The sequence below is a fragment of the Kordia sp. genome (genome assembly GCF_022447245.1).
GTDB lineage: Bacteria > Bacteroidota > Bacteroidia > Flavobacteriales > Flavobacteriaceae > Kordia.
On sequence record NZ_JAKVBC010000012.1, the window covers coordinates 51,634 to 65,705 of the forward strand.

Here is a 14,072-nt window from a genome sequence, read left to right on the forward strand (position 1 = left end):
ACTTTTTTACTACAACTTCTCTAAAATCGATTTGATTTCTTCTGCTTTGAAATTTGGATGTACTCGTTGAATTACTTGAAGATTTTTTACGGCATCTTCCAATTTATCTTGTTGAAACTGAATCAAAGCAACATACCAAAATGATTCTAATTGATAATCAAAATTAGCATTCGTATTCCGAGTTAAAATATTCAATTCTTTCAAAGCTAGTCCAGACTTCTCTTGATTCAATAATGACATCGCATAATAAAATCGAATATTTGGGTTATCATCAGAAGATAATAAGTCTTTAAATGCCTTTTCTGCTTTTAAATAATTACCGCTTTCATACGACTTAAAAGCTTCAAATGTAGCATCAGGGGAAGAAGTTCCTCTGGTAATTGGCAAATACGTATTTGGACACACTTCAAAATAGGAATCAAAGATATCACCATTTGCAGAAAACTGATTGATAGCAAAAAATGCTCCTATGATAAAAATCGCAGCAATCGCAATGCGTTTCAACATGCCAAAATTAGATTTCTTTGTACCGTTATCTGTAGCTTCTATAGTATTTGCATCTAATTCCTGCAAATGCTTTTTTAAAGCCTTATCGTTGGAAATTTGAAAAGCCGCTGTTAACTCCAAATGTGATTCATATAACTCTTGAAGTTCAACATCGGTTTTCAGTAGTTCCTCTGCGCGTACCTTGTCCTCATCAGACAAACGATCTGCAATATAATCTTGTATGAATTCTTCTTTATTCATTATACTTTTTTAAACAAAGACTTTAAACGTTTTAAACATCTCGATTTATGACTTCGCACCGTATTTCCATCTTTATATTCTGTGACCTGTACAATTTCTTCCACTGTTAAATTTCTATAATAAAATAGTTCCAAAACCTTCCTGCAACTTTCAGAAATTGAGTCTAAATACTTACTCAATATAATTGAACGCTCTGAAGGAGTTGATTCTTCTATCCTAATTTCTGTATAATCTTCTTCTTTTGTTTCAACGTTTAAAAGTGTATTTGCTTCTTTTAATTTTTTTAAAATTTTAAATTTTCCTATGCCAAACAGATACGTTTTTACAGAACTTGAGGTCAATATCAATTTCGAATTCACAAAATTATGACGCATGGCTATAATAGCATCCTGGTAAATGTCGGTAGCATTGTACGCATCCAAGCCATACTTTTTTGCATAATTCAAAAACTCTTCTTTGTATGCTATATAAATAGTCTCAAGCGCCTTTTTATCATCAGATCGTAACAAATCTTGTAATTCAGCATCTGTGCTATTTCTACTCATTAGTGGTTTTAAAATTTAAAATATTAACAATGAAATGAAAAAAAATTTGTGTAGCTGTTAATATTAAGCTTGCTAAATATACAAAAGGATAAACAAATGTATTTATCATGAAATCAAAATTACACATACTCTTTTTCATTGCATGTTTAATATCTTATCAAAGTGCTGATGCACAATTGTTTAAAAGATTGAAAGAAAAAGCAAAGCAAAAAGCGAAAAACATTGAAAATAAAGTCATTAATAAAATCGACAACAAAGTTGAGAAAACTATTGATGATGCCATAGAAGAGAAAGAAGATTCTAAAAAGGAAACTTCTAGAAGAGAAGATCCAACTGCTACTAAAGAAAAAGATTTTGGTGATGTTACTATTAATCACTCAAAAACCTATGGAAGTGTTACTCTAACGGAAACACGCCAAATAAAAGTAGATAAAACCAACTCAGGATACACTATTTACGGAAATTGGTGGTCACATAAAGCAGACATATATGATGGATTTATGATAGTGATATCAACCACTCAAAATTTAAAGGATTCCAACACAGGAAAACAAACTTTCAAAATCCCAGAAGAAGCAACTCTTAAACTTGGGTACGATCCAGAGTTACCATTTAAACAACAATCGGTAGACGGTTTTAGTCGTGCGGTTACAGATGACTATCAAAAATATGAGATCGCGAAAGGAGAAGTAACCATTGATGTACTTTCTGATGAAAACATAAAAATTAGCTTTTCTGGAACTGCTTCTCTTACGAAACGCACCAAAAATCCCAATAGTGAGTTTCCAGATAAAACCTTTTACGACGCAACTATTTCCGGAAATATTGACAGTAAAACACCTCTATTTCAGAATCAAGAAACCATAGTCAAGCAAGATGGTGACAAAAAATCAAAGAGCTACTCAGATACGATGACTGACGAAAATATCCCAGCACCTGCGCCAGGAACATACTTATTTAGTAGTGAAGTCGTTACTGAAATTAGGTCTCCAAAAGAAAATAGAAGCCATAAAATATCCTATCTCCTACATCCTAAGGCAAAATACATTGCGATCAAAGCAGACTTAGGCGCCTACTCAGATGAAGAAATGGAAGGAGAATCGATCATAGTGATGGATCAAGGAAACACACATGTATTTGTAGAATCAAATGGTATGAAAATGCGCATGTCTAACGGCATGATGGGACAAGAAAATATGAGTAATCTTACTGATCAGATGGCACAATACGATTACACAAAACTTAAAAAAACAGGTAACACCAAAACAATTCTAGGTGCGACTTGTTACGAGTATGCCATGGCAGACAGCTCGACAAAAGTTAACTTTTGGGTAGCACCAAGCATCAAACTATCAAACTGGTTTATACAAGATCATAGTAGTTTAGATGGCTATATTATGGAGTATACAATACAATCAAATAAAGAAACTATGACAAGTACAACGATTGCCATCAAAAACAATATCAACAAAACTATCAACCCTAAGGAATACAAAAAAATGTTCTAAATCTCTTACTAAACAACTTCCATATGAGTGATTGGATGTATAAGCTGATATGGATGTTTTTATTTAACTCACTAATGAATAATACAAAAAAATGAAAAGAAAATTACTATTACTTATTGCAATCTGCTTTGGTATAACTGTTCAAGCACAAACTACTTATATTCCAGATAATGGTTTTGAGTATAGACTTCAACAATTAGGACTGGATTCTGGTCCAATTGATAACTTAGTTCTTACAGGAAATATTGATGATTTAGAAGATTTTGACTTTGGAAACTTTACTGTAACAGATATTACAGGCTTGCAAGATTTTGTAGCTTTAAAAGATTTAAGAATTGATGACGCTGTGGCAGACTTATCTCCTATTGAAAATTTAACTGCGCTAGAAGAATTGGTTATTCGAGATGTCTTAGACACTACTGTTGACTTAAGTGCTTTAGTTAATCTTTCCTATGTGGGTGTTTCTAGATCTACTTTTACAACACTAGATTTTACCAATAATATCAATCTTACAGAAGTTTCTATCGAAGATATGACAAATGATATGGAAGCTATCATTTTTGGAAACAACCCTTTGCTAGAAGATGCTTATTTCAATTTTGTCAATGTACAAGAATTAGATTTTTCTAGTTGTACTGCATTGAAAATATTATTAGTCAATCAAAATCAAACATTAATCAATTTAAATGTTACTCAAAATACATTATTAGAAAGTATAGAGTTTGATGATAATTTACTTCTACCATACATAGATTTATCTGCAAATACCGCATTGAATAGTGTGAGAGCAGAAGACAATGCTGCATTAGAAACTATTTATATTAAAAGTGGCAACAATACCAATATAGGGCAAACTTTTAGAGTAAAAGACAACCCTGCTTTAACATGTGTAGAAGTAGACGATGTAGCTTGGAGCAATACCTATTGGGGATTTCCAACAAACTATTTTACTGGTTTTAGTCTAAACTGTTCTCCGTCAAATGACGATTGTGCACAAGCAACGCCAATTACGTTAGTACAACCAGCTTCCGCAACTACCATAAATGCTTCTAATAGTACAAATACGCCTGGTTGTGAGTCTTCTGGCATTACAATTTTAGACATTTGGTATGAATTTACTTCTCCAGCTTCTGGTAATGTCACCATGACCATCAATGCGCCACCATTGGTTGGAAAAATTGCATTGTATGAATCTTGTGCTGATGCGAGTCCAATAGTGTGTCAAGAAGGCGAATTGGCAATTACAGGTTTAACACCAAATGCAACCTATTACCTTCAAGTATGGCTTGAAGCAGACACCATGAATAGAACGCAAACTGCTTTGGAAAGCATGAACAGTAGTAGCGGTGGTTTTATTTTAAGTGTTCAAGATACCTCAACATTGAGTACAGATGATGTGGAAGGACTAACTAATCAAATTCGCATGTTTCCAAATCCTGCAAAGAACCTATTAAATGTAATTGCTCCAATGCTGTTGGAAGGTATTACGATTTATGACATGTCTGGAAAATTAATCTTAAAGCATGAAAACTTTACGAACAATTCACAAACATTAGATGTTTCGCAACTTTCTAGTGGAATGTATATGGTTGAATTCAAAACAGAAAACACAAAAACACTCAAAAAATTAATTCTCAATTAAAATCACAATGAAAAACTTACACCGTATTACCGTAACTGTGCTTATATCTTTAATAATTATCGGATGCTTTGGCGATAAAAATACACTTGTTGGACAAGATCTTGGCAATACCGATTTTGTAAATACAAACTTTACAAAAAATAAAGTAGCATTTTCTGAAATTCCCAAAAATCTATGCACATATGTTAACGAGGCCGACATCCGAGAATTGTATCCCGATGCTACTAAAATTTTATTTGACGACGGACAAACATTTGCTTCAAAAAGTTGTCGTTTTCTAGTGTACATCAATGAAGATACAGAGGCTAAATTTGGCTTTTTAACAGGAATCATTACTGCCGTTGAAGATAAAGTCGCCGAAGGTGAAAATTGGATAGAAACTTGGGAACTCAAAAAGAAGATGTCCAAATCGTCTTCATTTGTACCTAATTTAGGAATGGCTGCCATTTGGAAAGAAGCAAACAGGGAACTTTCTATAAAAATGGATGGATATATTGTTACAATTTTAACACCTGGATCACCCTTTAACAAAGAGGAATTAGAAAAAAATAGAGATTACAAAAAAATTGCCCTTGAAATAGCAAAACGAATGAATCTTTTTTAAAAAATTGTATTTTTAGAAAATTAAAGATCCATTTTTCAAATGCAAAAGCTTCAATCTATATCTTATTTTTTTTTAAGAGTACGCATATGTAAAATACTATGCGTACTCATAATTAGTTTAGATTTAAAAGCAGGAAACTTCAAATTCCAAGAAACACAAGATACCGTTACCAAACCAACCATTGCTTTCTTATGGGGAAAATCGAATGCGTTGCACAACACAAAACAATATGATGAATTGCTAGCATTTCTTGAAAAACATCTAAAAAACATACAACCTAAAAACCAGAAAGACAGTTTGGATGTTGCGGACTTGTATTACAATCAATTTCAAGGAAATTTCTATACTGGCAAGTATTTGGAAAGTATTAAAAGTGCTAACAAAGGAATGCCGTATTGCGGAAAAGCAACAAGTAAAAGAGCCAAACACAACAAAGGTGTTTTATATTACAAAAGAGCGTATGGAGAAGCTGGAATGGACTTTGCTAAACGTGCGCAATTAAGTATGAAAACAGCACTTGAATATTTATCTGAAGATGACGAATCAAGTTTGGATTATTTGGTAGATGCTTATGTATTTCTTTCAAGTCAGGCTGCTTATCATGGAAATTTACCCGATGCAAAACGCAATATTCGCATGGCAAATAAAACTTATGATAAGCATCGAAAACACCTCGATGAAGCACGCCGCGATCGATATGAAGTAGTTTTGGCATATAGAGAAGCATATTTACTGTATAAACTAGCTACTACAAAAGAAGATAGTCTGGAAATCGTAAACGTAGTCAACAAACTGAATACTTTGCAAGCTTCACCTAAATTCAACAAGCATGAGTACATTTATTACAGTACTGCGTTGAATCATATTGGCGATTGGTACATTAGTTACAAACATGATTCTTTAATCACTTCAAAAAAATTAGAAACTGGTTCTTATTATTTAGACAAATCGATCGATCTGGTTGAAAATAAAAATTACACAGGCGATTTAATCTCTTTTAAATATAATAAATGTAAAGCCTTAACGCTTGCGAACGATTTACAAAAAGCAGAAAGCTTGATGGAGTATTTGCTAGATTCTATGAACAAAAACGATTACAGAAGATCATTTTTTCTAGCACAAAAAGGGCTCATCAAAGCCAAACTCAAACAAAAAGATAGCGCCTTACGTATTTTTCATAATGTTATTGAACGAATTCATTCAGATTCTACAACACTTGCCAAAGATTACAGCAACTTTAAACCAAGTAAAACCTATGGCGAATCGCGATTAATACGCAGAGTGGCGGAAAAATTAGAAGAATTTTACAATGATGATCCTGAAGTCAAAAAAACAATTGCCCGATTGTATCGCATTGCCTTTATTCAGTTTGAAAATAGTTACGCAAAAACCAAATTCAATCCGAATCAGAATGATGTTTTAAGGGAAATATTGAATGGATCCTTACTCGCCCAAAAAGAGGGATTTGACGAAGAACATCTTTCTATAAACCAGTTACTTGGTCGTACTGAAACCATCATGAATCAAATGACTTGGCAGCGTTTTTATCAAAACAGATTCACTAATAAACTTCCTGAATTAGATTCGTTAAAGTTTAGACATTTAAACTTACGCACCTTACTTACAGCTGCAAAAAAAGAGAATTCAATTCGAAAAGTAGATTCGCTTCAAGAACTTATCAATAACCATTTAATTTTTACAAATAAAAAGTTTCCAAACTTAGAATTATTAAGTAGTAAAAAGTTTGACATTGAAACATTACAAAGAAATTTACGTGACAATGAACTCGTTTTAAAATATTTTATTCTCAATACTAAAATAGCCATCTTTTCTATTTCGGCGAATGATATTCATTGGGAAATCAAGTCATGGACAGCAGATGAAATCGAATTAGGAGAAACTTTAATCAATAGTATTCGAGACCGTAAATACGATGCAAAAACTGCCGCACTTTTAGGCGAAAAATTGTTACCAACAATAGATCCAGAGTTCACAAAAATCATCATCAACCCTGATGGCGAATTGTATCGTATCCCTTTTGAAATTTTACAACTAGAAAATAAGTTTTTTATAGAAACCCATGAAATTCGATATACATCAAATTTGGGTTTTACACATTTTGAAAATAATTCGCAACCAACTACAAAAGGACTTTTAGCAATTTATGCTCCTAATTACCCTGAAACTGAAGCAATGGTAGCAACACGAAGCGATGCTTCTTTTCTAAAAGGCGCTAAAAAAGAAGCAGAAATCATTAGCAAACTCTTTCCTTCGGAAACGTATATTGGCGATAATATTTCTAAGAAATATTTCCTTGACACCGCACCAAAAGCTGGAGTTTTACATTTGGCAATGCATGCTGTTATCAACAATGAAGAACCTGGACTAAGCAGATTATTATTCAACAAAAACAATCAAACCGACGACGATTTGTACTTGGAAGAACTCTACGCATTACAATTACAAGCCGATTTAGCCGTACTCAGTGCATGTAACACAGGTTTAGGGAAAGAAAGTGCTGGTAGAAACTTAGAATCTTTTCAACGCGCATTTACGTTCTCTGGCGTTCCTGCAACCGTTGTAAGTTTGTGGGAAGTGCCCGATCAATCAACTAGCAAGATTATGGAAAGTTTCTACACATATTTAAAAGATGGATATACCAAATCAGCTGCATTGAAAAATGCCAAACTTAACTACTTAAGAAAGCACAAAGGAACTAAACTAGAGCAACCATTCTATTGGACAGGCTTTATTTTATATGGCGATGAGAGTACCATTTCTATTGCTGCAAGTTCTAATGTGATTTGGCACATACTATTCGTTGTTATGATTGTTTTAACTATTTTAATTTTTAAGAAGCGATTAAAGTACAACGCAACATCATAAATTTAATTTCTAATAATCTTACGTACAGATTTTCCTTGTAAGGTTTGAATCTCCAGAAAATAAATTCCTGATTTTTGTGTAGATACATCAATTTCTCGGTTCACAATTCCACTCGTTTTTTCTTCTTCAACTATGGTTTGTATCAGTCTTCCTGTACTATCATACAATGTCACACTAACAGTATTTTCTCCAGAAGCTGTAAAAGTCAAATAAACCGTTTCGCTCGTCGGATTCGGATATATAACAAAATCCAATTCAGGAATATTATTTTCAATACTTAAAGTTGTTCCATCAAATTCATACGCGCCCATATCTACCGTAGTATTGTATATTCTCGCATTCCCTAAAATATCTGTTGCTTGTACGCCTGTATTATCTCCAACATCAATACATGGAGAAGCATTCTGCAATTGCAATCCGTCATCATTAGTCATCCAAATTCCATCCATTCCTGCTCCAGAAGCCATATCTAAAAACATCGGATTTACATCAATGTTTCCTGTTCCTACTCCTGAAATCACATGCGGAGCAATTTGTCCTGTAAGGTCTATATCTGAATGTGTTGCAAAGACTTGTGCACCAGTTCCTCTTATATAAAATTGTGGAGCAACTCCTGTTGCCGAATTGTTCCAAACAATACAATTTTGCAATGTCACCGTACATGAACCTGACGATGTTCCGCCACTTGGATCAAGGTTATCTGCAATAAAAGCACCTCCATATCCGTTTAATGCCATATTGTTTATAAAAGCACAATTGATCAATACGGGATGACAATTTCCGCCATTGCCGCCCCACGCATACATTGCCCCTACATTAGTGGCAGCAGTGTTTTCATAAAATATAGTATTAATTACGGTAGGACTCGCCGTTCCTCCTACACCATAACTGTCCATTCCTCCTGCTTCAATTAATGCGTGATTTTGTGTAAACACACAATTTATATATGTAGGTTGCGTATTTCCGCCACCAAAACCATTATTAAACGCACCTGCGCCCCATGAAGCGGTATTATGTCTAAAGAGAATATTTCGAATCGTAGGATGGCAACTTCCACCAACATTATATCCATGATTATAGATTCCGCCACCTAATCCATTTCCAGAACTTGTGGGATTTCTATCATCATTACCATATTCGATAATAAAACCATCAATAATAGCAGTTGCGTCTAACAGTTGGTTATATACTACATTGTAACTATTATCATTGATGCCAGCAGCGCCAATTTCACCACTTAAAATACTCATTAAACCATTCGTCAAATCTCTTTGTGACAATAGCGTTTCGGTTCCACTAAAACTTCCATAAATAGTGACTCCATTTCGCATGCTAAATGCTATATTTCGGTTTATAGTTGTAGTAGTAAAATAGGTTCCAGCAGCAACCCAAACTTCATCTCCTACATTGGCTGCATCAATAGCCGTTTGTAAGGAAGTTCCTGGAAATGCATTTGCCCAACTTGAACCATCAAAACTTCCCGCTCCTGTTGGCGTAACATAGCTAATTTGTGCTTGCACCTCAAAAGCTAAAAGAACAAATAGCATGCATAAAAAAGTAATTCTTTTCATAGTCGTAGTATTTTATAATTAACAACGATACAAACATATTACGAACTGCGCTTTTGGATGTCCCAGATTATTGAAACTAAAGGAATCAGGACGGCAAATGGGTGTTTTTCCCAAAAGTTTGTAAATTAGAAGGAAACATCTTCGTTCATGACTACCATGAAAATTTCATCAGGTTTTTGAGTATTGGGTTTTGGTAATATCATTTAAAACTCAATATTCACCATCTAGTATTTTGACTTCGTTATTCGTTGATTTGATTTCGATACTAGCTGTTTGCTTAATTGGGAATTCGTTAGAGCAACGAAAATCGAAAGATTTTGTATTGAGATTTACTTTGAAGCGAAATTTACGATTCTAAAAACTTTCCAACTTTTTGTTGAAACTTCTGTTCATCTGACAAAAACTGTACTTGAATTGGTAAATAATAAAGATGTTCCAAACTGCCTTGCAAACGCATAAAATCCTTTTCGGTTGTTAAAATACGTTTGTTTCCTGCTTTTTGTTTTATTGTAGTAATATCGCTTTCGCTGAAATGATAATGATCAGCGTATTTTAAGTGTGTATATTGTAACTGTTGATCGTTTAAATATTGCAACAAAGGTGTCGGATTGGCAATTCCTGTAATCAATACAAATTCGGAATCCCTTAAATCTGTTAATGCAACTTCTTCTTGTTCGTTTTGAACAGTTTCGGAATACGCAATCGTCGTAAAAAACACTCTTTGATGTGCTTTTGGACGCAGCTTCTTTCTAATTTTTGTTTGTTGTACTACTGAAACTTCTGTGGGACATTTGGTCACAATAATCACATCTGCACGTTTGGCTCCTGAATTTGGTTCTCGTAAATTTCCTGCGGGCAGCATAAAATCGTTGGCATACAAATCATAAAAAGGCGTCAATAAAATATGGAATCCTGCGGTTACTTTCCGATGTTGAAATGCATCATCTAACAAAATCACTTCTGGCGAATCTTCCAAGTTCCGTAAGGTTTCAATTCCAACGGTACGTTCTGCTTCTACCGCAACTTGAATATCATTTTTAAATTTATGATAAAACTGCAATGGTTCATCACCAATATCTGAAGCTGTAGTAGTTGAATTTGCTAATAAAAACCCTTTCGTCTTTCGTTTATAACCTCTACTCAATGTAGCTACTTTGTATTGATCTTTCAACAAACGAATCAAGTATTCTATCATCGGTGACTTTCCTGTGCCACCAACACTCAGATTTCCAACACAAATCACAGGAAAATCATAGGAAGTCGATTTTAAAAAACCTTTATCAAATAGCCAATTGCGGATAAACACAATAGCGCCATAGAGCACAGAAAAAGGTAATAAGATCAATCGAAGTCTTCGCATACAACGAAAGTATAATTTTTTAAGTTAGTAATGAAAATGAAATGCTGAATATTCAAATTACTCTATAAATGTGTAGATTAATTTGAAAACGTAAAAACTCTTGGATTCTTTATTTTTGAATATTTACTTAATCATTGAAGTATCCTATATTTATCCCATAACCGATTAGTATGATCATTATGAAAAAAAGTTTTTTATTCATTATTATCTTACAAGTCTTCTGAGTTGTAGCGAAAAAACAATTCTTCAAAGAAGTTTTGAAATAGAAAAAAAAGATATCATGTATGGAGGAATGATTGTTTCGGCTATTCCATTTCAAATAGAAGGAGAATATAGGACAAGATATATTCGTGAGAAAGGAGGTCTAGGAGGAATTAACCTTGCCACTCCTGAACTCGATAAATTGTATTGTGGCAACTCTAGCGTTACAGATAGCACAAAAGCGATTTTAATTATTAATTTTCCTTCAAAGAAAATAATTGGTTACGAAATAACTAGCGAAAATGGTTTCAGTAAAAAAGATATCATAGTTGAACTAAGCAAAGCATACGCTGAAATATATAAGAACAAAAAGAAATATGAAATTTGCTGCGACAAACTTTCTGATTTAGAATTAAAAAGCATTGTGGTTTTTAAAGTTGGACAAAGAATTTATTTAGAATCTGAGGTTAGCTCAAAAAAATAAAACCTCTTTCTATTCTGAAAAACGTAAATTCAATTCGTTCACTATTTTTTCACATAGATCTTTTCATTAGAAGCAAAAAGTACCAGTTGATGTTCCTGCTGTTTGCCATGTGAGATTAAGATTTTAAAAAACTTATAACTATCTGGATATACAGAAATTTGTGGGGAAATTAGATTGGTCGTTTTATACAATTTTCCTCGTGGTGATTCTTCAAAGTCTGCAATCACTATGTAATAAAAGCTTTTAAACGCTTGAATATCTTCATCATCACTCACACGTTCATCACTGGCAACTTTTATGGCTTGCATTCTAAAATGTTCGTTGCTCCTAGAAAACATGTTATGCTCATTCATTTCTAAAAGCACTTTAAATAAACGATTGTCTTCAATAGGAATAATTCCACTTCGCGATTGTGAAAACAGACAAAAGGGAATCAAACAAAGCAGGATCGCAGTCAAATTTTTCTTCATAATTCATATTATAATTTTAGTTATTAATTTGAAGATACAGCATCTTTCAATACAAGCTTGAAATTATTTTGTAAACGTCGTAAAAAATTTATGAACGTTCTAAATTGTGCTGTTTTTCGTTTTAATTGTCATTTTTCTACTGCTTATTTTTATATTTGATCCAAAAGGAAAAAAGATGAAAGTCCAAGATATTATGTCGCACATTGAAGCATTATGTCCGCTTGCGTATGCGGAAGATTTTGACAATGTAGGATTGTTGGTTGGAGATAGCCAACAAGAAGTTTCTGGTGTATTAATTTCGTTAGATACACTGGAAAATGTAGTTGATGAAGCCATTGAAAAAAAATGCAATATGATTGTAAGCTTTCATCCTATAATATTTTCTGGCTTAAAAAAGATTACAGGAAAAACCTATGTGGAACGTGTTGTACTAAAAGCTATCAAACACGATATTGCTATTTATGCAATGCATACAGCTTTGGATAATTCATGGACTGGCGTAAGTGATCGTATATGTGACGAATTAGGCTTAACCAATAAATCTATCCTAATTCCACAAAAAGGAACAATTAAAAAATTGGTGACTTTTGTACCAAAGACAGCCGCGGAGAGACTTCGCAATGCATTATTTGCTGTTGGTGCAGGAAGTATTGGAAATTATGAAAATTGTAGTTTTAATATAGAAGGCTTGGGGAGTTTTCAAGGAAATGAAGCTTCTAATCCAACCATTGGACAAAAAGGAGAAACACATTTTGAAGAAGAAATTCGAATTGGAATCACCTTTGCCAAACATTTAGAAGGAAAAATCATAAAAACATTGCATGCAACACATCCGTATGAAGAAGTTGCCTATGAGATTACAACTTTGGAAAATATGAATCAACATATAGGAATGGGCATGGTTGGTGAGTTTAAAAAACCCATCACCGAAATGCATTTTATGACGTTGTTGAAGACAAAAATGAACGTTCCGGTGGTACGACATTCGGCTTTATCCGGAAAAATGATACAAAAAGTAGCTGTTTTAGGTGGAAGTGGAAGCTTTGCCATCAGTGCTGCCAAACGAGCAGGTGCCGACGCGTATGTCACGGCAGACTTGAAATACCACGATTTTTACCAAGCGGAAGGACAAATAATTTTAGCTGATATTGGGCATTATGAAAGTGAACAGTATACAAAAAATCTTTTATTTGAGTATCTTACGAAAAAAATTCCTAATTTTGCGATCATTTTATCAGCAGAAAATACAAATCCAATCAAGTATTCATAAATATGGCAAAGAAGAAAGAAGTTACGGTCGAAGAAAAATTACGCGCGCTTTTTGATTTACAATTAATTGACTCTCGCGTAGACGAGATCAAGAACGTTCGTGGAGAGCTTCCTTTAGAAGTAGAAGATTTAGAAGACGAAGTAGCTGGATTAAACACGAGACTTGAAAAGTTTCACGGTGATCTTGATCAGATTGATGAAGACATTAAAAACAAAAAGAATATCATTGAGGAAGCAAAAAGCTTAATCAAGAAGTATACAGAGCAACAAAAGAATGTTCGTAACAACAGAGAGTACAACGCTTTATCTAAAGAAGTTGAATTCCAAGAGCTAGAAATGCAGTTGGCTGAGAAGCACATCAAAGAATTTAAAGTTTCTATTGAGCAAAAGAAAGCTGTTATTGGTCAAACCAAAGAACGTTTGGAAGAAAGAGTATCACATCTAAAGCACAAGAAAGCTGAGTTGAATGATATTCTTGAAGAAACGAAAAGAGAAGAAGAATTCCTTTTACAGAAATCTGAAGAGTTCGAAAAATTAATCGAAGACAGATTGTTAGCAGCATATAAAAGAATCCGTAGAAATGTTCGTAACGGTTTAGCTGTTGTAAAGATTGAAAGAGGAGCTTCCGGAGGTTCGTATTTTACAATTCCACCACAGGTTCAGGTAGAAATTGCTTCTAGAAAGAAAATCATCACAGATGAGCACAGTGGTCGTATCTTAGTTGATCCTGCATTAGCAGATGAAGAAAAAGAAAAAATGGAAAAACTTTTCGCAAAGTTTTAATT

12 protein-coding genes are annotated in these 14,072 nt (G+C 33.6%); 7 read left to right on the plus strand and 5 right to left on the minus strand.

Annotated features, from left to right (window positions below):
• Positions 1-9: 9 nt before the first annotated feature.
• Together MK119_RS10115 and MK119_RS10120 are read right to left on the minus strand one after the other, a co-directional pair.
• Positions 10-747, minus strand: coding sequence for a hypothetical protein (locus tag MK119_RS10115; RefSeq protein WP_290677883.1), 738 nt, complete (start codon positions 745-747; stop codon positions 10-12).
• On the minus strand, positions 747-1,292 hold the full coding sequence (locus tag MK119_RS10120) for a sigma-70 family RNA polymerase sigma factor (protein WP_290677886.1): 546 nt from the start codon (positions 1,290-1,292) through the stop codon (positions 747-749). Before MK119_RS10120 ends, MK119_RS10115 begins: the two co-directional genes overlap by 1 nt.
• A gap of 107 nt (positions 1,293-1,399) precedes the next feature.
• Between MK119_RS10120 and MK119_RS10125 the strand changes: the two genes are divergently transcribed.
• From MK119_RS10125 to MK119_RS10140, 4 genes are all read left to right on the plus strand, one after another.
• The gene (locus MK119_RS10125; RefSeq protein WP_290677889.1) at positions 1,400-2,800 is read left to right on the plus strand and encodes a hypothetical protein; all 1,401 of its coding nucleotides are present in this window, start codon (positions 1,400-1,402) and stop codon (positions 2,798-2,800) included.
• A gap of 91 nt (positions 2,801-2,891) precedes the next feature.
• Entirely contained in the window at positions 2,892-4,442 is a 1,551-nt protein-coding gene (locus MK119_RS10130; RefSeq protein WP_290677892.1) for a T9SS type A sorting domain-containing protein, read from the plus strand.
• A 7-nt stretch (positions 4,443-4,449) separates the two neighbouring features.
• Entirely contained in the window at positions 4,450-5,046 is a 597-nt protein-coding gene (locus MK119_RS10135) for a hypothetical protein (RefSeq protein WP_290677895.1), read from the plus strand.
• Between the two features lie 39 nt (positions 5,047-5,085).
• The gene (locus MK119_RS10140; protein ID WP_290677897.1) at positions 5,086-7,932 is read left to right on the plus strand and encodes a CHAT domain-containing protein; all 2,847 of its coding nucleotides are present in this window, start codon (positions 5,086-5,088) and stop codon (positions 7,930-7,932) included.
• A gap of 2 nt (positions 7,933-7,934) precedes the next feature.
• Here MK119_RS10140 and MK119_RS10145 read toward each other — a convergent pair whose 3' ends face one another.
• Both MK119_RS10145 and lpxK read right to left on the minus strand, forming a co-directional pair.
• Positions 7,935-9,503: a T9SS type A sorting domain-containing protein gene (locus tag MK119_RS10145; protein ID WP_290677899.1), complete on the minus strand. Its 1,569-nt coding sequence runs from the start codon at positions 9,501-9,503 to the stop codon at positions 7,935-7,937.
• Between the two features lie 346 nt (positions 9,504-9,849).
• Positions 9,850-10,863 carry a tetraacyldisaccharide 4'-kinase gene (lpxK, locus tag MK119_RS10150; protein ID WP_290677902.1) on the minus strand — a complete coding sequence of 338 codons (1,014 nt, stop codon included), beginning with the start codon at positions 10,861-10,863 and terminating at the stop codon, positions 9,850-9,852.
• Positions 10,864-11,143: 280 nt separating this feature from the next.
• Here lpxK and MK119_RS10155 point away from each other — a divergent pair, with 280 nt between their 5' ends.
• A complete protein-coding gene (locus MK119_RS10155) occupies positions 11,144-11,548 on the plus strand; it encodes a hypothetical protein (protein WP_290677905.1) in 405 nt (134 codons plus the stop codon).
• A gap of 41 nt (positions 11,549-11,589) precedes the next feature.
• On the opposite strand, the gene MK119_RS10160 is transcribed toward MK119_RS10155, so the two are convergent.
• Positions 11,590-12,018, minus strand: coding sequence for a hypothetical protein (locus tag MK119_RS10160; protein ID WP_290677908.1), 429 nt, complete (start codon positions 12,016-12,018; stop codon positions 11,590-11,592).
• Positions 12,019-12,193: 175 nt separating this feature from the next.
• Between MK119_RS10160 and MK119_RS10165 the strand changes: the two genes are divergently transcribed.
• The gene (locus tag MK119_RS10165; RefSeq protein WP_290677909.1) at positions 12,194-13,288 is read left to right on the plus strand and encodes a Nif3-like dinuclear metal center hexameric protein; all 1,095 of its coding nucleotides are present in this window, start codon (positions 12,194-12,196) and stop codon (positions 13,286-13,288) included.
• A gap of 2 nt (positions 13,289-13,290) precedes the next feature.
• The gene (locus tag MK119_RS10170; RefSeq protein WP_290677912.1) at positions 13,291-14,070 is read left to right on the plus strand and encodes a C4-type zinc ribbon domain-containing protein; all 780 of its coding nucleotides are present in this window, start codon (positions 13,291-13,293) and stop codon (positions 14,068-14,070) included.
• Positions 14,071-14,072 lie beyond the last annotated feature (2 nt).